Origin of the sequence: Hymenobacter sp. PAMC 26628, assembly GCF_001562275.1 — a bacterium.
GTDB lineage: Bacteria > Bacteroidota > Bacteroidia > Cytophagales > Hymenobacteraceae > Hymenobacter.
In genome coordinates, this window is the sequence record NZ_CP014304.1 from 3,509,465 (window position 1) to 3,529,046 (window position 19,582).

Annotated in this window: 17 protein-coding genes; 4 read left to right on the plus strand and 13 right to left on the minus strand. The window is 66.6% G+C overall.

Annotated features, from left to right (window positions below; translation table 11 throughout):
• Positions 1 to 21: 21 nt before the first annotated feature.
• The 9 genes from AXW84_RS25075 to AXW84_RS15350 form a co-directional block, all read right to left on the minus strand.
• Positions 22 to 492: a hypothetical protein gene (locus tag AXW84_RS25075; protein WP_157887061.1), complete on the minus strand. Its 471-nt coding sequence runs from the start codon at positions 490 to 492 to the stop codon at positions 22 to 24.
• Positions 493 to 497: 5 nt separating this feature from the next.
• Positions 498 to 2,921, minus strand: a complete 2,424-nt coding sequence (locus AXW84_RS15315; RefSeq protein WP_068235012.1) for an outer membrane beta-barrel protein — start codon at positions 2,919 to 2,921, stop codon at positions 498 to 500.
• 206 nt (positions 2,922 to 3,127) lie between these two features.
• A complete protein-coding gene (locus tag AXW84_RS15320) occupies positions 3,128 to 3,559 on the minus strand; it encodes a Fur family transcriptional regulator (protein ID WP_068235014.1) in 432 nt (143 codons plus the stop codon).
• Positions 3,560 to 3,856: 297 nt separating this feature from the next.
• Positions 3,857 to 4,399: a hypothetical protein gene (locus AXW84_RS15325; protein WP_068235017.1), complete on the minus strand. Its 543-nt coding sequence runs from the start codon at positions 4,397 to 4,399 to the stop codon at positions 3,857 to 3,859.
• Positions 4,400 to 4,610: 211 nt separating this feature from the next.
• A complete protein-coding gene (locus AXW84_RS15330) occupies positions 4,611 to 5,336 on the minus strand; it encodes an outer membrane beta-barrel protein (protein WP_068235019.1) in 726 nt (241 codons plus the stop codon).
• A 32-nt stretch (positions 5,337 to 5,368) separates the two neighbouring features.
• Entirely contained in the window at positions 5,369 to 6,046 is a 678-nt protein-coding gene (locus tag AXW84_RS15335; protein ID WP_068235021.1) for a hypothetical protein, read from the minus strand.
• A gap of 59 nt (positions 6,047 to 6,105) precedes the next feature.
• Positions 6,106 to 8,526 (minus strand): TonB-dependent receptor, encoded by a 2,421-nt coding sequence (locus tag AXW84_RS15340; protein WP_068235023.1) that lies wholly within the window; start codon positions 8,524 to 8,526, stop codon positions 6,106 to 6,108.
• Positions 8,527 to 8,633: 107 nt separating this feature from the next.
• Positions 8,634 to 8,954: a hypothetical protein gene (locus AXW84_RS15345; protein WP_068235025.1), complete on the minus strand. Its 321-nt coding sequence runs from the start codon at positions 8,952 to 8,954 to the stop codon at positions 8,634 to 8,636.
• Between the two features lie 444 nt (positions 8,955 to 9,398).
• Positions 9,399 to 11,429, minus strand: a complete 2,031-nt coding sequence (locus AXW84_RS15350) for an alpha amylase C-terminal domain-containing protein (RefSeq protein WP_068235028.1) — start codon at positions 11,427 to 11,429, stop codon at positions 9,399 to 9,401.
• 278 nt (positions 11,430 to 11,707) lie between these two features.
• Here AXW84_RS15350 and ggt point away from each other — a divergent pair, with 278 nt between their 5' ends.
• Positions 11,708 to 13,468: a gamma-glutamyltransferase gene (ggt, locus tag AXW84_RS15355; RefSeq protein ID WP_082773925.1), complete on the plus strand. Its 1,761-nt coding sequence runs from the start codon at positions 11,708 to 11,710 to the stop codon at positions 13,466 to 13,468.
• A gap of 109 nt (positions 13,469 to 13,577) precedes the next feature.
• On the opposite strand, the gene AXW84_RS15360 is transcribed toward ggt, so the two are convergent.
• The 3 genes from AXW84_RS15360 to AXW84_RS15370 all read right to left on the minus strand — a co-directional run bounded on the left by AXW84_RS15360 (position 13,578) and on the right by AXW84_RS15370 (position 15,702).
• Positions 13,578 to 13,922 carry a hypothetical protein gene (locus AXW84_RS15360; RefSeq protein WP_068235030.1) on the minus strand — a complete coding sequence of 115 codons (345 nt, stop codon included), beginning with the start codon at positions 13,920 to 13,922 and terminating at the stop codon, positions 13,578 to 13,580.
• A gap of 250 nt (positions 13,923 to 14,172) precedes the next feature.
• On the minus strand, positions 14,173 to 14,544 hold the full coding sequence (locus AXW84_RS15365) for a hypothetical protein (protein ID WP_068235032.1): 372 nt from the start codon (positions 14,542 to 14,544) through the stop codon (positions 14,173 to 14,175).
• 213 nt (positions 14,545 to 14,757) lie between these two features.
• Positions 14,758 to 15,702, minus strand: a complete 945-nt coding sequence (locus AXW84_RS15370) for an NYN domain-containing protein (protein WP_082773926.1) — start codon at positions 15,700 to 15,702, stop codon at positions 14,758 to 14,760.
• Between the two features lie 65 nt (positions 15,703 to 15,767).
• Here AXW84_RS15370 and AXW84_RS15375 point away from each other — a divergent pair, with 65 nt between their 5' ends.
• The 3 genes from AXW84_RS15375 to AXW84_RS15385 all read left to right on the plus strand — a co-directional run bounded on the left by AXW84_RS15375 (position 15,768) and on the right by AXW84_RS15385 (position 18,268).
• A complete protein-coding gene (locus AXW84_RS15375; RefSeq protein ID WP_068235035.1) occupies positions 15,768 to 16,307 on the plus strand; it encodes a GNAT family N-acetyltransferase in 540 nt (179 codons plus the stop codon).
• Positions 16,308 to 16,425: 118 nt separating this feature from the next.
• Complete coding sequence (locus AXW84_RS15380) at positions 16,426 to 17,775, plus strand: alpha-amylase family glycosyl hydrolase (protein WP_068235038.1); 1,350 nt, start codon at positions 16,426 to 16,428, stop codon at positions 17,773 to 17,775.
• A 163-nt stretch (positions 17,776 to 17,938) separates the two neighbouring features.
• Positions 17,939 to 18,268, plus strand: a complete 330-nt coding sequence (locus AXW84_RS15385; protein WP_068235040.1) for a DMT family transporter — start codon at positions 17,939 to 17,941, stop codon at positions 18,266 to 18,268.
• A 641-nt stretch (positions 18,269 to 18,909) separates the two neighbouring features.
• Here the strand turns inward: AXW84_RS15385 and AXW84_RS15390 are convergent.
• The gene (locus AXW84_RS15390) at positions 18,910 to 19,329 is read right to left on the minus strand and encodes a VOC family protein (RefSeq protein ID WP_071891396.1); all 420 of its coding nucleotides are present in this window, start codon (positions 19,327 to 19,329) and stop codon (positions 18,910 to 18,912) included.
• Positions 19,330 to 19,582: the final 253 nt, after the last annotated feature.

Here is a 19,582-nt window from a genome sequence, read left to right on the forward strand (position 1 = left end):
GGAAAACGCCGGGCAACCGGGTCATTCACGGCGAAAAAGCAGCTGCTCGGATATCTTATTGACGGGGTCGCCGAAGGGGAATTCCAGCACCAGCACGCGGCGGCCCCGGCGCACCACGCGTAGGGCGGGGGGCAGCAGCGCCGGCGGGCCGGCGGCGGGGCGCAGGTAAAGCGTGTCGCGGCTAAAGCGGCAGGTGCCGGCCTCTTCGGCCAGGGCCCCGGCCGGCCCCGCGCGGGCGTAGCGGTAGCCGCCGCCCGGCCGCAGGGTGAGGACAATGGCCGCCCGCCCCTGCCGCAGCTGGGCGTTGAGCACGGCCACCGCCGAGTCGTTGAGGTGCTCTTGCTCCTCGGCCGTGAGCACGCGCCGGGCCATAAACGCCACCGCGTGCTGCCGCCACTGCCCGGCCAGGCGCGGCGGCAGAACTTGCGGCGGCCCGGCGGGCGCGGGCCCGGGCAGCAGGCCCGGCAGCAAAGCCAGAAGGAGCGTTTTCATGCGGTTTATTTCACGCGGTCGGCCTCCTCCACCCGGCGCTCGCGGCCGGCGGCCAGCTCGCCGCCCAGGTGGTAGGTCAGGTTCAGGTTCACGCGGCGGGTGTCGCCGCGGTGGTTGTAGCTGGTGTTGACGGCCTCGTAGAGGGAGTAGCCCCAGTAATGGATGGTGCGGAAGAGGTCGGAGCCGGCCAGGCGCACGTCGAGCTGCTGGCGGGCGAACGTCTTCTTCAGGCCGGCGTCCACGGTGCCGTAGGTGCGGAAAATGTTGATGCCGGCCAGCGAGGGCGAGGTGTAGTAGGCCGCTACTTCCAGCCGCACATCGCCCGGCAGCTTCAGCGTGTGGGTCGACGACACGTCCAGCGTGGCCCGGTGCGGGGTGAACGCGCTGGCCCCCCGGCTGTAGTCGAGGCGCACGTACTGCGCGTCCACCACGTTTTGCACCGTCCACCACGGGGCCAGCTTCAGGGGCACCACGAACTGGGCGTCGAAATCGTCGCGGTAGACGAAGTTCTCGATGGTCAGCACCAGCTCGCCGGTTTGCGCGTTCTGCCGCCCTGCCCCGGCAATGGGGTTGCGGGTGCGGCCCGCGTTGAGCGTCAGCACGTAGTCGTTTTGGTAGGTGTAGGCCACGGAGCCCTTCCAGGCCGTTTCGGGCTGCAAAAAGGGGTTGCCTTCGGCGTAGGAAAACTTGTCGAAAAAGTAGCGGGCCGGGTTCAGGTCGTTGTACTGCGGGCGGTTGATGCGCCGGCTCAGCGACAAGCTCACCTGGTGGCGCAAGCCGAAGGCCCGGCTGGCCGTAAGCGTCGGAAACAGGTTGGTATAGGCGCGGCGGTTCACTTGGTCGCGGTTCAGCAGGTTGCCCTCCGAATGCGTGTTTTCAAGCCGCAGCCCGGCGTCGAAGGTCGTGCGGCCCAGCTTGCGGCCGGCCGTGGCGTAGGCCGCGAACACCTGTTCGTCGTACACGAAGTGGTTGCTCAGGGCCGGCGCGTACACGTAGCCGCCGCGCACCAGCGAGTCGTAGCGGAAGTCGTTGTCGGCCCGCACCGCCGCGAACTTGGCCCCGCCGCTGAGCCGGGTGCCGGCCACGGGCCACCCCACGTCGGCCTTCGCCGAGCGGATGGTGGTGATGCTGGGCTGCCCAAAAGCCAGCTCTTGGTAGGGGGCCTCGGGCAGCCCGCCCCCGGCCAGCCGCTGGTTGCCAATAAACCCCTGCGAGTTGAAGCGGTAGTGCGCGTAGTCGGCGTCGGCGGTCAGCACCCGGCCCGCCGTGTCGAGGGCAGCTTTGTAGTTGAGGTTGAAGGCGTTGTTGCGGCCCGGCTCGCGGGTGAGGTTCTGGTTTTGCACGGTGTAGGCCCGGCCGGTGCCTTCGTCGCGCACCACGGTGGGGCCGCTGCCGGTGCGGGTCCACTCGTTGGCGTAGCCGCTGTATACGGCCCCCAGGGTCTGGGTTTGGCGGGGCCCCAGGGCGAGGTCCACCCCGGCGCGGTAGCTGTGCCCGCGGTCCTCCGACGGGTCAAACGAGGCCCGGTCGTAGGTGGTGCGGCTCGGAGCGTCGCCCAGTACGCGGTAGCTGGTGCGGTCCAGGTACGACTTCTTATAGTGGTAGCCGTAGTTGCCAAACACGTTGAGCCGCTTGGTTTTAACGTTACCCACGGCGGTTTCCGTGGTCTGCGGGTAGCGGCCGGTGCCGGCCCCGGCGCTCAGGTTGAGGGCGTAGCCCGGGCGGCTGCTCTTCTTGGTGACGAGGTTGAGCAGCCCCGCGCTGCCGGCCGCGTCGTACTGCGCGCCGGGCGCGGTCAGCACTTCCACCCGCACCAGGTTCTCGGCCGGCATGCCCTTGAGCAGCGCCGCCAGCTGGGCCCCCGAGAGGTAGGTCAGCTTGCCGTCAACCAGCACGTTCACGCTCGGGCTGCCCTTGAGCACGAGGTTGTCGTCCTGGGTAATGCTCACGCCGGGCGTGCGCTGGAGCACCTCGTAGGCCGAGGTGCCGGCCGCCGACACCCGCTGGTCGAGGTTGTAGACGAGCTTGCCCGCCGTGGCTTCCACGGCCCGCTGCTCGCCGAGCACGGTCACTTCCTTGAGCCGGGCAGCTTCGGGGCGCAGGCGCAAGTCGGGCAGGGTCAGCGCCTGATTACCAGCCGGGGGCAGGGCAAAGGCCGCCGAGCGGGCCCCCGCCTGGCCCACGGCCGTGGCCTGCACCAGGTAGCGCCCGGCGGTCACCTCCCCGAAGCCGTAGCGCCCTGCCGGGTCGGTTTGGGTGGCGGCCGCCACCGCCGAGTCGGGCAGGTGCAGCAGGCGCACCGTGGCCCCCGGCAGCGGCTGGCCGCTGGCTTCGAGCACCCGGCCGCTGAGGCGGGGGGCAGGGGCTTGGGCCCGCGTCGGGCCGGCGCTCAGCCCCAGCAGCAGCGTTACGAGTAGGAAAGGTTTCATGCACGCACGGGTAAGGGCTGCCGCAAGGCATTGCCGTCCAATCGGGTCTGGGCTCAGTTTCGGCGCTTTCCATCCGGGCAGCTACCCGGGCCGCTACCCGTTTGTCGGTTCCGAAAGCTGGGCGCGAGTACGCCCTTCGGGTGGAAGGCAAATATAACCACTCATTATCTATATGCAATAATGTTGCATATAGATAATTTCACCTCTTAGTCTCCGCTTTGGCACGTCCCGCAGACGCCGCCCAGCAGGTACTCGCGGGTGTGGGCTTCAAAACTCCTCGGCAGCACCACGGCCGGCACCGCCACCTGGTAGAGGCAGTAAATGCGCTGGCACACCGTGCACCGGAAGTGCACGTGGTTGTCGAAGTGGGCCCCGGCGCTGCACTCAATCGAGCAGGCCGCGTAGCGGATGGTGTCGGTACCGTCCATCACCCGGTGCAGCAGGCCCTGTTCCTCGAACGATTTGAGGGTGCGGTAGAGCGTCACCCGGTCGGTGCCGGCGGCCAACTGCCGCTCGATTTCGCCGACCGACAAGGCAAACGGCGTGTCGGCCATCACGCCGAGCACGGCCCGGCGCACGGGCGTTGGGCGCAGCGCATGTTGGGTCAGCAGCTGGTCGATGCGGGCGGCGGTGGGCATGGGAAGTAGCGGGCCGCAACGGCGGCGAAGCAACGTTTAGACGTAGAAACACTAGGGCTACAGCACTACTTTATAATTAATAAAAGCAACTTTGTTGCAAATATAATTATTTCCGTAATTCGTCCTTCGGGCAGTTTACTGGCCCGTGGGTGAATACAACCCCCCTTGGTTTGGCTGGCCCGGCCCATTGCCCTTTCCTTGCGCCGCCGGGCCGGCCAGTCCGGGGCCCCGGCGCAAGGAAAGGGCGGCCCCCTGCGGGAGGCCGCTCTTTCAGCCGGTTGGCTGCCGGGGGGGAGCCTACCCTTTTTTCAGCAGCGCGGCGTGCTCTTCCTCGATTTTCTTGTGGTCGGCGACCAGCTGCTGGTGCTCTTGCTGCATCTGCTGGTCTTCGGTTTTCATGCCGGCATGGTCGGCCTGCATCTGGGCGTCGGAAACGGTGCCGGCGGCGTGGCTTTTTTCCAACTCGGCGTGGCGCTTCAATACTTCCGAGTGCTTGGCTACTACTTCTTTGTGGCGGGCCAGCAGCGCGTCGTGGCGCTTTTCGAGGGCCATGTAGGCCGGCTGCGCCGTGATGCCGGCGGCCCGGGCAGCGGCTTTGGCGGCGGTGTGGTCGGCTTCCATCACCGAGTCGGCCGCTTCCATGCTGCGGTGGTCGGCTTCCATCTGCTTGTGGTCGGCCGCGAGCTGGTCGTGGGTAATGCCGGGGGTACCGGCCATCGTGGCCGCCGGGGCGGCGGATTGGTCCGCGGGCTTGTTGGCCGGGGAGCAGCCGCTGAGCACGGCGGCGCCCAGGGCCAGGGCCAACGCAGCGGCCGGGAGGTGGTGAAACACTGATTTCATACGGGCAAGAATAAAAAGTGAAAAAAGGGGGCGACGAAAAAGACAGCTCCCCGGGCCACGACCGGCGGCCGGGCCCGGCGGGCAAGAAAACCCCGGCCAGCGGCCGGGGCCTTCCCGCGATTTCTCCAAAACCAAACGGAGAAGCTTGGCGGCGGCCGCCCCGGCACGGCCGCCCCTGCTGTGGGGCCCCGCCCGGCCCCGGTAAGAATGGCTACTTGCCGAAGGCGAACGTCAGCCCCAGCGACGTGTTGAGGGCCGTTACGGGCTGCTTGGTTTGCAGGCGGCCGGCGTTGTTGGTGCGGTTGGCGTTGTCGATGCTCAGGTCGCTGGCCCCGAGGTAGTCGCCGCGCAGCACGACCCCTAAGGCCGGGGTCAGCGCGTAGTGCAGGCCCAGGCCGGCCTGGTAGCCGAAGACGGTGCTCGTCGAGCTGTACTGCGTGAGCAAGGTCTGGTCGTTGTCTTCGAGCTGCACCGTGACGGTCGGCGTGCCCAGGCTGTGCACCAGGCCCACCAGGCCCCGCACTTCGAGCTTGAGCTTGTCGCCGCCGAACATGAACGTGGGTCCAACCATCGCCGTCAGGCGGCGGTAGCGCTTGTCGCTGCGCAAGGTGCTCTCCGCTACCCCGAAGCCGTCGGTGAAGCCCGGCCCAAACTGGTCGGTCAGGTCCTTGGCCGTCAGGCGGCCGTTGTCGGTGAAGGCGACCTGGCCCGCCAGGCCCACGATGCCGCCGCCGAAGAAATGGGCCCCGTCGAGGGCCACGTGCAGGCCCGTTTTGGCGAAGCCCGCTTGGTTGTTGAAGTAGTCGGCCTTGCCAAAGTCGCCGAGGGCGAACGAGGCCCCGGCGTTCAGGCCCACGTAGCTTTTGTTGGGGCTGGTTTGGGCGGCGGCCAGCGGCAAAGCCAGCGCGGTGCCCAGTAGAAAAGCGGAGAATTTCATGTTGTGAACGGAAAAAAGGTGAGAGTCGGGGGCTACTGAATGCTCACGTTAAAGCCCACGTCGAGGTCGGTCGAGCCGGGCGCGAACGTGCCGTCCTTGGTGTTGGGCTGGTGGCGCAGCACCACGCGCAGGTAGCCGGTGCCGGCCGCACCGGTCACAAACTTGGTTTGCAGCCCCAGCGGCAACGGTGGGGTGTTGGTGTCCACGTCGGTGGTGGTCACCGTCAGGTTAAGCGGGGCGGTAGCGGGCAGCGGCGTCGGGATGGGGGCCGGGTAAGTATCCGCGCCGGTCGGGGCCGGGATGACGTAGGCCCCCGTCGTGGGCAGTGGTTGGTAGAAGAAGTGGTGGTACGTGGTGCGCGATTCCGCGATTTCCTTGCCCACGTCGAAGGTGGGCGACTGGCTCTTGTCCAGCACGCCGAGCTGGCCGGTGTAGGTGGCGTTGGCTTTCAGCGCCAGGTTGGCCTTGCTCACGTCCACGGGCAGCGGCTGGCCCTTGTTGTCGAGCAGCTGCTCCCACTGGGCCGTCACCACGTCGGCGGGGTTGGCCGTGTTGGTCAGCGTCAGGATGGTGGTGGTGAGGGCCTCGTTGGCGATGGTCGGGGACACCACTTCTTCTTTTTTGCTGCACCCGGCCAGGGCGGCCAGCAGCAGGCCGGTGCCCAGCAGGCGGGCGGCGGGCTTGAACAGGGGATTCATCAGGTTTTTCATGGAGCGGGTAAAAGAGGAAAAGGGTGAAAAATGAATTGCTTGCAAGCGAAACCCCGCCGCTACCGGAAGCCGAAGGGCAGGCGCAGGCGCAGCTGCACGTTGCGCCCCAGGTCGGCGGTGTAGTAGCGGAAGCGGTTGAGGTAGTCGCGGTACTCGGCGTTGAAGAGGTTGCTGGCCGACACGCTCACGTCCAGGGGCTGGCGGCCCAGGTGCAGGGTGGTGCCGGCCGCCGCGCCCCACAGCGCGTAGCCGGCGGGCGGCGGGGCGTAGTCGCCGTCGAGCGGGGCGCGGGTCTGGCGGGCCACCAGCAGGTTGTTGACTTCCAGGTAGGGCCCATCGGCCGCCGCCGGGGCCCCCAGCGCGTAGCGCAGGCTGGTTTGCAGCCGCTGCGGCGGGGCGTAGATGAGGTAGTCGCCGGCCGTTCGGTTGTAGGCCCACAGCAGCGACAGCCCGGCCGTGGCCGTCAGGGCCGGCACGGGCCGGTACGTCACGTGCGCGTCCACGCCCCGGAAAATCACGTTCGCCTGCACGTAGTTGAACACCGGGTAGGCCCCCCGCACGGTGCGGATATACCGCAGCGCCGGTTGCAGGTAGATGTAGTTTTGGATGTAATTCACGTAGCCGCCCACCTCCGCCTCGACCCGCGCCCCGGCGTAGTGCAGGCTGGCCGTCCCGTTGTAGGCCTGCTCGCGGGTCAGGGCCGGGTCGCCCTGCTCGTAGGAGGCCGCGCTCTGGTGCACGCCGGCCGCGTACAGCTCGTTCACGGTGGGTGGGCGCCAGGCCGTGCCCAGGTTGGCGCTCAGCGTCAGGCCGTGGCCCAGGTCCAGCACGCCGCCCGCCGTGCCGGTCACGGCCTGGTAGACGGTCGTCGGCGTTTCCACCGTCACCGTGCTGTTATTCAGAAAAAACGCCCGCAGCCAGCGGTAGTCGTAGCGCAGGCCGGCTTCCAGCGTCAGCCGCTCGCCGCGGTGCTGGCCCAGCGCGTACGCCCCGGCCCCGTAGTTGCGGAAGTTGGGAATCAGGAACTCGTACTGCCGCACGTTGGCCTGCGTGCTGCCCGCCGCGCCCACCGTGGCCGACCACGGCCCCCGATTCGTGGGCGTGACGTAGGCCAAATCCAGGGTGTGGGTGGTCAGGCTCAGGAACAGGTCGGGCACGTCGCCCAGCGCGGGGTTGTAGGGCAGCTGGTCGCCGTACTCCGAGCGGGCGTCGGTCTGGCGGGCAAACACGGCCTCCACCCGGCCGCGCTGCCCGGCGGGGCCCAGGTCCACGGTCGCCTTGGCCTTGAGCAGCTGGTGCACCACGGCCTGGTAGGGCCGGCCGAGGGCGTAGGTGAACCGGTCGTCGGTCAGGGGCCGGTCGCGGGCAATGGCGGCCTGCACGTCGGTGATGGAGCCCGTCTCCGAACCCGTAAAAATCCCCAGCTTGGTGTCGAAGCGGCTGAAAAACAGCTCCGTGTGCACCGGCCCCCGGCGGTAGGCCAGGGCCAGCGAGTAGTTCTGCTCCCGCAAGCCGGTGTTCTGGATGTAGTAATTGGCCGTGCGGGCGTTGCCGGCCCGCCGCAGCGTGCCCTGCACCCGGTAGCTCAGGCCGTGCAGCAGCCCCAGGCCCCGGTTGCCCCCCCTGCCCGCGGTATCGGCCGGCACGGCCCCCTGCACGAAGCCCGAGGCCGCGCCGAGGCGGCTGTTGCTCATGCCCACCAGGTTCACTTCGCCGCCCACCCCGGCCGTGTCGGGCAGGGCGGCGGGCTCCACCAGCACCACGCCGCCGATGGCGTCGGCCCCGTAGCGGATGCCGGCCGCGCCCTTGACGACGCTGAGCCGGGTGGCGGTAAAAGGGTCGATTTCCGGGGCGTGGTCGCTGGCCCACTGCTGCCCTTCCTGGCGCACCCCGTTGTTGAGGATCAGCACCCGATTGCCGTACAAGCCGTGGATGACCGGCTTGGAAATGGTGGGGCCCGTCTGGATGCTGTACACCCCGGTGATGCCCTTCAGCGACTCGCCCAGGCTCAGGCCCCGGGTTTCGGCCAGGGCCTTGCCGCTCAGCGTTTCCTGGCTTTGGCTCACGAGCGGCCGGGTTTCTTTTTCGCCGATAACGCGCACTTCCCGGAGCTGCTGGGCCCCGGTTTTCAGGCCGATATCTTTCGTCACCGAGCCGTTCAGTGTCACGGCAAACGCCGCGTCGGCGTAGCCCACGAACGAAGCGTGCACGTGGTACACCCCCGCGCACAGGCCCTGGAAGTGGTAGTGACCGTCGGGGTCGGCGGCTTCGGCGGCACCGGTTTCGTCGAGGCGCAGCACGGCCCCGGGCAGGGCCTCGCCGGTGCGCTGGTCGGCCACGCGGCCGGCCAGCGTCAGGGCGCAGCCGGGGCCGGCCGCCGGGGCGCTTTGGGCCCCGGCGCGGCGCGGCGCGCCCAGCAGGGCCGCGGCCGCGAGCCCCAGCAGGGCGGCGCGGCCGCCCCGGGTGAGAAGTAGTACCAAGAAAATAAACGGTTGCGCTGCCCACGGGCAGCCGGCCCGGCCGCGCCCGGCCCGCGCACGGCGGCACCGGGCCCCAAAGCGGCCCTAAATCATACCAGACGGATGATTTAGCCCACCGGGGGGCCCCGCAAACAGCGCTGCGCCGCCACGGCCTCGGCCCACACCGACGCCGCAAACGGCGTGAGCCGTCCCACCACGGCCGCGCGCGCCGGCACCGGCACCACCACCGGCGCGGCCGGCTGGAACGCCGCGTCGTAGAGCGACGCCTCGTGGCAGTGCTGGTGCCGGCCGCTCAGCAGCGCCTTGCCCTTGGCCGCGCCACAACTGGCCCGCTGGGCCGGCTCGTCGGTGGTGTGCTGGTGCGCGTGCAGGGCCAACACCCACGCCTCCGGCAGCAGCACCCGCGCGAAGCAGAGCAGCAGGAACAAGGCTAGGTAAGGGCGGAAAGCTAGTCGCAACACGGTAGCGGGGTGCAAGGCCCCATAAACGCGGGGCAATGGCCGGGGGTTGCACCGGTTAGGCAAAGGTAAAACGGAAAATGGCCTAATTAATTTTAGTAACGCAATTAAGTTGCACCTGGAAACTCGCGCTGCACCGAAGGCATATCTTCGGTGAACGGTTTGGTTCTGCACCGAGCGGCGGGGGTTGCCCCGCATTACCGCTGGTGTTGCCCCGAATAAGCAAAGCAGCGGTAATTGGACCCAGCTACTGCCTTATAGCCTGTTGCAAACAGAACGTTTTGGCGGCTTGGGCGCTTAACAAAGCCTTCTCAGAAAACTTTCTAGGCCGGCCGCATCGCTGGCCGCTAAGTCCGTTTTCGTGAGCAATCAAACGATGATATAAATAAATTCGTCGTATAAAGTTTCTAAGCCCTACGCCAGGGCCAGCACCAGGGCCACGCGGGTGGGCAGGTACAGGCGCAGGTGCTGCTCGTAGGTTTCGTAGATGTAGTGCTCGTCGGGTCGGTCGAAGCCGCCGAACTGGCTGCTGTCGGAGGAGAGCGCCACGCGGTAGCGGCCTTCCTTGGGCACCCAGAAGCGGTAGTCGGGCTGGCTTTCGGTGACGTGCAGGTTGACGACGACCACCAGGGGGCCCCGGGCGAAGGCCAGCACCTTGTTTTCTTCGTCGTGGTGCAGCAGCTGGGCGGGGCCGGCGGCCAGCACGTGCCGCGCCTTGGCCAGGTGAATCAGGGCCTTGTCGAAAGCGCCGAGGAAGTGGAATTTCAGGTCGGGGTTGTCGGCCAGGCTCCACTGGCGGCGGGCGTGCTGGTAGCTCCAGCCGTTGCCCTCGCGGGGGAAATCGACCCATTCGGGGTGCCCAAACTCGTTGCCGATGAAGTCGAGGTAGGCCTCGCCGCCGGCCGTTAGCGTTACAAGGCGGATGATTTTGTGCAGCGCCAGGGCCCGGGCCGCGTTCGGGTCGGGGTCGGCCACCTGCATGTGGTAATAAATACCGTCGTCGAACAGCCACTGGGCCAGGGTTTTGTCGCCCACCAGGGCCTGGTCGTGGCTTTCGGCGTAGGCCACCGTTTTCTCGCCCTGGCGGCGGTTGGTGAGCACGTGCCAGAGGTCGCCCAGGTTCCAGCCCTCGTCGGGGGTGTGCTTGAGCAGCTTGATCCAGAAATCGGGGATGCCCATGGCCAGGCGGTAGTCGAAGCCAATGCCGCCCTCCGCAATCGGGCGGCACAGGCCGGGCAGGCCGCTCATGTCCTCGGCCACCAGCAGGGCCCCCTTCTTGAACTCGTGCACCAGCGTGGTGGCCAGCTGCAGGTACAGGATGGCGTCCTCGTCGGCCCCGGGCCCAAAATATTGGTCGTAGCCCACAAAGGCCACGCCCTCGCCGTGGTGGTGGTAGAGCATGCTCGTCACGCCATCAAACCGGAAGCCGTCGAAGTGAAACTCCTCCAGCCAGTAGCGCAAGTTGCTGAGCAAGAACTGCTGCACCTCGGGCCGGCCGTAGTCGAACAGCTTCGAATCCCAGCCCGGGTGGTTGCCCCGCTCGCCCTTGTGGAAGTACAGGTTGCCCGAGCCGTCGAAGTCGGCCAGGCCCTCGGCCTGGTTTTTCACGGCGTGCGAGTGCACCACGTCGAGCAGCACGGCGATGCCGCGGCGGTGGGCTTCGTTGACCAAGTACTTCAGCTCCTCGGGCGTGCCGAAGCGCGAGCTGGGCGCAAAAAAGTTGGCCACGTGGTAGCCGAACGAGCCGTAGTACGGGTGCTCCATCACGGCCATCAGCTGCACGCAGTTGTAGCCATCGGCCTCGATGCGCGGCAAAATGTTGTCGGCAAACTCGCGGTAGAGGCCCACGCGGCTCTCCTCGGTGGCCATGCCCACGTGGGCCTCGTAGATGAACGGCTCCTTGACGGCCCCCGCCACCCGGAACTTCTGGTCCGTCCAGGCGAAGGCCGTGGCGGGGCGCCACACCTGGGCGGCGTAGTCCTTGGTGTAGTCGTCCTGTACCACGCGGCGGGCGGTGGCGGGCAGGCGGTCCTGGGCCCCGTTGGCGCTGACGACGTGCACTTTATACTTGCTGTTGTGCACCAGCCGGTTCTTGTAGTCCTTGTCGGGCAGGAAAATTTCCCAGACCCCGTAGTCGAGCCGTTGCAGCGGGTTGGCCTGGCGGTCCCAGCCGTTGAAGTCGCCCACCAGGTACAGCGCCTCGGCCCCCGGGGCCCACTCGCGGTAGCGGAAGCCGCGGCGGCGGCCGTCGTAGTGCAGGCCCAGCTGCTGGTGGGCCGTGGCGTAGGCGTCGAGCGAGCCGTGGTACTGCTCAATTTCGGCCAGGCGGGCGGCCAAGCGGGCCTGGCGCTGGCGCAGCACGGGCTCGAAGGGGGCGAGCCAGGAATCCTGCTGCACGAGCGGCAGCTGGGGAATGGGAGCAGCGAGCGGGGCGGTGGGTTCCATGGGCGGAGTGGCGGAGTTTGGTAAATTGTTATGCGAAAGGTAGCGGCGGGGCTGCGAATGCGCGGGTGGGGCCCCGAGCCAGAGAAAGTGAAAACGAAAAATTACAAATGGGGGTGAGCTAGGCTGTCATGCTGAGCGCAGCCGAAGCATCTCTACTGCGGCAGTAATTATTGAATAGTCAGCGGGAGAGATGCTTCGGCTGCGCTCAGCATGACGGCCTATTTGAACAGCCTCTTTCTTTTTAGTCCCTCCTCGCAAATCCACGTTACTTCGCAGTTATGAAAATTCGTGTAATCGTTTTACCCCTGGCCGTGCTGGCGGCCTGCACCAGCGGGCAGCCGCGCGCGCCCAAGGCCGGGGCCCCGGGGGCGGCGCTGGAAGGCTCGGGCCTCTCGACGGTGCCCACCGGGGCGGGGGCGCCGCTGCTGGCGGCCCACGCCATGGTCATTTCGGCCCACCCCGAAGCCTCGAAGGTGGGGCTGGCTATTTTGCAAAAGGGGGGCAATGCCTACGACGCGGCCGTGGCCGTGCAGTTTGCGCTGGCCGTGGTGCTGCCCGTGGCGGGCAACATCGGCGGCGGCGGCTTCCTGGTGTACCGGGCCCCCGACGGCACGGCCGGCACCCTTGACTTCCGCGAAACGGCGCCCGCCGGGGCCACGCGCGACATGTACCTCGACAAGGCCGGCAACGTGGTGCCCAACCTGAGCACCGCGGGGCCCCTGGCCGTGGGCACGCCCGGCACCGTGGCCGGCATGGTGGCCCTGCACGACAAGCTGGGCAAATTGCCCTGGGCTGCCCTGGTAGCCCCCGCCATCCGACTGGCCCGCGGTTACGCCCTCACCGAGCGCGAGGCCGGGGGCCTCAACCGGGCCCACGACGATTTTATTAAGTACAACCCCGGCAACCCGTCGGCCTACGTGCGCCCCGGCGGCACCTGGCACCCGGGCGACACCGTGCGCTTGCCCGAGCTGGCCTCCACGCTCATCCGCATCCAGGACCAGCAGCGCGGCGGCTTTTACCAGGGCGAAACGGCGCGGTACTTACTGGAAGAGATGCGCCGCCGCGGGGGCCTCATCACCCAAAAAGACCTCGACGGCTACCAGCCCAAGTGGCGCGCGCCGCTGCTGGGCCAGTACCGCGGCTACGACGTCATCACGATGCCGCCGCCCAGCAGCGGCGGCGTGGCCCTGCTGCAAGCCTTCCAGATGCTGGAACCCGTGAACCTCAAGGCCCTGGGCTACCACACGCCCGCCGCCACGCACCTGCTCACGGAGGTTGAGCGCCGGGTGTACGCCGACCGCGCCACCTACCTCGGCGACCCCGACTTTGGCCGCGTGCCAGTGGCGCAGCTATTGGCCAAGGATTATAACAAGCAGCGGGCCAGCACCATCCGCCCCGACGGCCGGGCCACGCCCAGCGCCGAGGTAACCGCCGGCTCCGGCCTGCCCGGCTACGAAAGCAACGAAACCACGCATTATAACATTGTGGACGCGGCCGGCAACGCCGTGAGCTGCACCACCACCCTCAACGGGGCCTACGGCAGCAAAGTGGTCGTACCGGGCGCGGGCTTTTTGCTGAACAACGAGATGGATGACTTCTCGGCCAAGGCCGGCGTGCCCAACGTGTACGGCCTGGTGGGCGGCACCGCCAACGCCGTGGCCCCCGGCAAGCGCATGCTCAGCAGCATGACGCCCACCATCCTGGCCCGCGGCGGTAAGCTGGCCCTGGTGGTGGGCACGCCCGGCGGCAGCACCATCATCACCGGCGTGCTCACCACCATCCTCGGCATCGTGGACTACGGCCTCGACCCGCAGCAGGCCGTGGCCGCCCCGCGCCTGCACCACCAATGGCTGCCCGACTACATCGACGCCGAAGCCGGGGCCCTCACCCCCGCCGCCCAGGATTCGCTCCGCGCCCGCGGCTACACGGTGCACCCCCGGGGCCCCTGGGGCCGCATCGAGGCCATCGAGGTGCTGCCCAACGGCCAGCTCTCCGGCGGCGCCGACCCGCGCGGCGACGACAAAGCCCTGGGCTATTAACAGTAGCGTTGACGCTGCGAGTCCGCGCTACAGCCCGGCCGCGGGCCCACAAAAAAAGGCTGCCGACCCGCGTGGGGTCGGCAGCCTTTTCATTAACCGGTAACGCAGACTAGCCTTTCAGCTGCGAGCCGGCGGCGCTCAGGGCCTGGCCCAGCTGCTGGAGCTTGGCTTGGGCATCGGGCGTAGCCGAAGCGGCGGCTTTGCTGGTGTGCTCGCCGAGGGTGCTCAGGCTGCTGGACAGAGCGCTGGTGTCGGAAGCGCCGCTGCTGAGGGCGTCGTGCAGTTTCTGCAGCTCCGAGCTGATGCCCGAAAGCTGGGTGTTGCCTTGCAGGGTTTTGATCCAGCCAGCGATGTTGGGGCCGGCGGCACCAGCAGCATTGGCAAGGCCGCCTTGCAGGGCGTTGAGGGTGGCATCGAGCTGGGCGGTGCCGCTTTGCGATTGGGAATTATCCATGGTAATTGGGGAAAGGGTGAAGGATGAGATTGTGCGGTACCAACCCAGCGCTTCACCAGTTGTTAACTATTTCACGTACAATATTTTGGCATTGCAAAAGAAATGATTTGATAACAAACCTTTCCGAAGAAAACTGGTTATGCGGCGGCCCATTTTCTTTCCGGGGGTTCAGCTAGCAAAAAGCCCCCGGGCCCAGCCGGCCCTAGGGCCAGCCGGGCCCGGGGGCCCCGTAACAAGTAACCCGAGCCGACTAGCGCTGGGCGGGCTGGGTTTTGGCTACCAGGCGCAGGTTGCCGGCGGCGGTGATGAGCTTCTGGCTCAGCTCGCGGATTTTGTCGCCGTTGCCCTGGAAGTTGTGGGTGCCCAGGGCCGACTGCGACGTCAGCTCGCCCATGCGCTGGAAGGCGGCGGCCATGCCAGCGGCGTTGTTATTGCCAATGTGAGTGTTGAGGGTTTCGAGCTCGTGCACGATGGGGCCCAGCACCTTCTGGTCGCCGCTGCGCAGGTATTGCAGCCAGTTGCTGATTTGGTTCTGGCCAGCGCTGGCATCGCCTACAAAACCCTTCTGGGTGGCGTCGAACAAGGAGCGGATGCCGGCTTCGGCTTCGGAAATGAGGTTCATCTTTTAGTTGTTGGTTTTTAGTTGTTCGTTGTTAGTGGCTAGTTGTCGGTTATTCGTTGTCCGTTGTCCGTTATTCGTTGTCTGTTGTCTGTTGTCAGATTGTTCAAAAAAAGCCAACGGCTGACAACGGACAACGAATAACGGACAACTAAGAATAACTGACAATTAAAAGAGGGGTGCGGGGCAAAAATACAACCGCCGGCCGGCCCGCCGCTATGCGGCGGGGGCCGCCAGGGCCCGCACGTCGGGGTGCTCGGGGTTGAGCACGATGACCGAAAACGGGTGCTGCTCGCCCTCGCGCTTCTCGATGCGCAGGGCCCCGGCCGTGCGCAGGGCGTTGAGCAGGTCGCGCCGCTCGTACTCGGGCAAAGCCGGAAACTCGTCCGTCAGCCGGCGCAGGAAAGGCGTGAGCCACAGCTCATTCACGGGGCGGTGCTGGCTCAGGCGCTGCAGCTCGGCCACCATGAAGGCCAGGCAGCCCAGCTCGTCGGGGCCCGTGAGGGAGCGCACGGGGTCGAAGGCCGGCGCGGCCTCGGCGTCGGGCGCGGCGGGCGCACCAGCGGCGGGGACAGCGGGCGCGGGGGCCACCGCTTTGGGCGCGGGCCGGCCACTGCGGCGGGCTTCGAGCAGGGCCAGGGTGGCGGGCGGTAACAGCTCGCGGGCGTCGAGGAAGTGCTGGGGCCCCAGGTTCTGGATCAGGTCGCCGGAGGTGGCCTCGCGGAAGCCGGCCACCAGCACCTGCCGGGCCTGCCGCCGCAGGTGTTGCAGCAGCGGGATGTAGTCGCGGTCGCCGGCCACGAGCACGAACGTGCCGATGTCGGGCCGGGTGTAGAGCACCTCCATGGCGTCGATGCAGAGCTGCATGTCGGCGGCGTTTTTGTGGTGGGTGCCCAGCACGTTGCGCGTATTCACGCCCATCAGGTACAGGCCGCCCTGGGGGGCGGTGGCCAGGCGCTCGAAGTCGGCGTAGGCGTTGAGCACCAGGCAGTCGAGGCCGCGGGCGGCTAGGTCGTCGCGCAGCTTGCGCACCAGCGCCAGCACGTAGTCGTTGAGGTCGGGGGGGTCGTGGAAGTGGTTTTTGAGAAAGTAGTACACGTTCTCAAAATCAACAAATACCGCCGCGTAGGACGGCCTCTCAAGAGCAGCACGGTTCGCCATGGCCGCAAAGGTAACGGCCGGGGCCGGCGGTTGCTTTTGCGCCACCTGCCCCGTTGCTTTGCCCCGTGCTAGAACCCTTCGAATCGGCGCGCCTGCGCTACCGCCCCCTGGGGCCCCCAGACGCGGCCGGCCTGTTTGCGCTGGACACCGACCCGGCTGTGCACCGCTACCTGGGCGGCATTGGGGGCCCGCGCCCGGCCCGCGTGGCCGATAGCCTGGCGGCCATTTGCGCCATTCAGGCCCAGTACGCGGCCAGCGGCCTGGGGCGCTGGGCGGTGCAGCTGGCGGCCACCGGCGAGTTTATGGGCTGGGCCGGCCTGAAGCGGGTGGCGGGGCCCGTCAACGGCCAGCACGACTTTTACGACATCGGCTACCGCTTGCTCCCGCGCTACTGGGGCCAGGGCTACGGCTACGAGGCGGCCCGCGCCTGGCTGGCCCAAGGGTTTGGGGCCCTGGCCCTGCCCCGCGTGTGCGCCTACGCCGACGTGGACAACGCGGGCTCGCGCCGCATTCTGGAGAAAATCGGACTCCAGTTCGGCAACACATTCGTGGAAAACGGCACGCTTTGCGCCTGGTACGAGGCGCCCAACCCGGCCCTGGCGTAGCGGCGCCGGGGCCCCGCGGGGCAACCACGGCCGCTGCCGGGGCGTAGCCTGGGCACTGCGCGCCCGCACGACGGAACGTCTTCGCTGTGCGAACTTGCCCCGCTCACGCTCCCTTATTATGCCCGACCATCCCGACGCTTCCCTGTTCACCGTGCGCCACCCCGAGTGGGCCGCCAACGCCACCATTTACGAAGTAAATGTGCGCAACTACACGCCCGAAGGCACTTTTCGGGCCTTCGAAGCGCACTTGCCGCGGCTCCAGAAAATGGGCGTCGTCATCGTGTGGCTGATGCCGATTCACCCCATTGGGGCGGTGGGGCGCAAGGGCACGTTGGGCTCCCCCTACGCGGTGCAGGACTACTTCGGGGTGAACCCGGAATTTGGGGCCCTGGAGGACTTGCAGCACCTCGTGGAAGTAGCCCACGCCTTGGGCATGAAGGTGCTCCTAGACTGGGTAGCCAACCACACCAGCCGCGACAATCCACTGATTGAGGCGCATCCCGACTGGTACCAGCACGACGCCCAGGGGGCCCTGGTACCGCCCGTGGCCGACTGGACCGACGTGGTGGCCCTCGACTACGCCAACCCGCACCTGCGCGCCTACATGGTGGAGGCCCTGTGCTATTGGGTGCGCGACGCCGGCCTCGACGGCTACCGCTGCGACGTGGCCGGCCTGGTGCCCACCAATTTCTGGGACGCGGCGCGGCCGGCGCTGGAGGCCATCAAGTCCGTGTTTCTGCTGGCCGAGTGGGACGAGCTGTACCCGTCCGGGGGCCTCAGCTGGGAGGAGTTCAACGGCGATACGCACTTGCTCGAAAAGGCCTTCGACGCCAGCTTCGGCCTGCGCCTGCACTACCTGCTCGACCGCATTGCCGAGGGCCAGGCCGCGCTGGCTGACATCGACACCTACCTGGCCGCCGAGCGGGAAAAATACCCGCCCACGGTGTACCTCATGCACTTCACCAGCAACCACGACGTGAACAGCTGGGACGGCACCGAGTACGAGCGCCTGGGGCCCCTGGCGCAGCCCTTCGCCGTGCTCGCGGCGCTGCTGCCGGGCCTGCCGCTGCTGTACTCGGGCCAGGAAGCCGGGCTGAATAAACGGCTGGCCTTCTTCGACCGCAACCCGATTGACTGGCAGGATTTCCCTCTCCAGGACTTTTACACCAAGCTCTTTCAGCTCAAAAAGCGCCACCCGGCCTTGCGCAACGGCGACCCGGATAGCCATTTCCACCGCCTGAACGGGCCGGACGGCCTCTACGGCTTCATCCGCGAAAAGGCGGGCGCGGCGGTGATTGTGCTCGTCAACGCCACCGCCGAGCCGCTGGTGCTGCCCGGCCAAAAGATGCCCGTGTCGCCCCAAAAAGGCCTGTTCGACGTGTTCAGCGGCGAAGCCCTGACGCTGGCCCAGCCCAAGGCGCGCACCGTGCCGGCCCACGGCTGGCGCGTGCTGCGCACCCGCGACTAGGCCAGCAGTAGCTTGGACTTTGTAGTCCGAGCGCGAGCGCAGCGAGCATCCGGGGTTGCGCTTTTTTGGCCCGCACTTTCCAGGAACCTACTGCTTGCGCAAACGCACTGCTCGCTGCGCTCACGCTCGGACTACAAAGTCCAAGCTACTTCTCCCCTACTTTATGCCCTACTTATTCCTCTTTTTGGCCATCATCAGCGAAGTGATGGGCACGACGGCCCTCACGGCTTCCAACCAGTTTACCAAGCTGGGGCCCAGCGTCATCACGGTGGTGGGCTACGGGCTGGCGTTCTATTTTTTCAGCTTCTCGCTGCGGGCCATTCCGTTGGGCGTGGCCTACGCCATTTGGGGCGGCGTGGGCATTGTGCTGGTCACGCTCATCGGTTTTTTCTACTTCAAGCAACGGCTCGACTGGCCAGCCCTGGCGGGCATTGGCCTCATCGTGGCCGGCGTGCTGGTGATGCAGCTCTTTTCCAAAACGGTGTCGCATTAGGGCCCGGGGCCCCAAAAAGGCGGGCCGCCCAGGGAGATTCCCTTGGGTGGCCCGCCTGGCTTTTTTATAATTTCGGGGCCCTACTCGGCCAGTTTTTGTGGCCGCCAGGTGTTATTAGCGCAGTTCACGTCGGGCAGAATGTTGGTAGGCAGCGTCACTTGCGCGAGGGTGTGGTGGAGTTGTGGCGGAACGCCCAAGGCCGCCGTGCTGCCAGATCTCAACAACCAGTAGCTGACGCGCGGAGCCGTGGTGCGGCGGTTGGCGCTGCCGGGGGCCTTGGGGCCCTATGCGCTGCGTTTCGATGGGCGCAGCGACTAAGGCCAGTCGCTGCCGCCGGGTGTGTGCACGGCCGAAATCGCCGGCCAGCACCAACAGCTGATTTTGACTGAGCAGCCTCCGTTTCTTCGTCGTTACCAAGCCGTTTGAAACCACTCGCCTCCGCTACCGGCCCCTGGCAGCCACCGATGCCTTTGGGGAGCCGGACGGCACGGCCGGCGCTTGGTCCGGGGCGCGGAACCGGGCGCGGCCATTCTTATTGCCCTACTTCTCAACGCTAAAAAGGAAAGCAGGCAACCGGGTTGCCGCCGCCCAGGGCGGGTGCCGGGCACCCGTGTTTTGGAGCAAGGCCGAGGTTCGGCCCGCTAGGCCTTGGGCCGGTCGTAGTTCAGCAGCCAGTGGATGCCGAACTTGTCGGTGAGCATTCCAAACTTCACGCCCCAGAACTGGTCGCCCAGCGGCATTGTAACCTGGCCATCCGCCGCTAATTTGGGGAAGAGCTCATCGATTTCCGCTTCGCTGACGCAATCAAGCGAGAGGTTTACGGAGTTGCCATTGGTCACTTCGCCCATCCCATCCGAGGCCAGTAGCGTCAGCGGACCGTTCACCAGGTTTGCGTGTAAAATGGATTTCCGGGCCGCCTCGGGCAGTTGGTCGGCCATGGGCGAATCCCCGTGCGTTATCAAGTTGAGCTGACCGCCCAGGCACTGCTGGTAAAAGGTCATGGCCTCGCGGCAGTTGCCCGCGAAATTGAGGTAGGTGTGTAGCTGGCCTGTAACTGACAAGAAGAAAAGGGTGAAAACTTCGGGTCCTCTTGGCTTCCAGCAACTGGCTCGCTGCTAGCAACCACCGCTGGCCCGCAGAGAATTGTTCTCTGGGTCCAATACTACAATCATTACTAATATTATGAGTAATTATTACTAAATATTTTATTTTTCAAACATGATATAATTGATAATCAGCTAAAATTTAAAAAGGCAAGCCAGACATCTAGGATGTTTGACTTGCCTTTTTGATTTTTTTAACCAATTAAGCTAG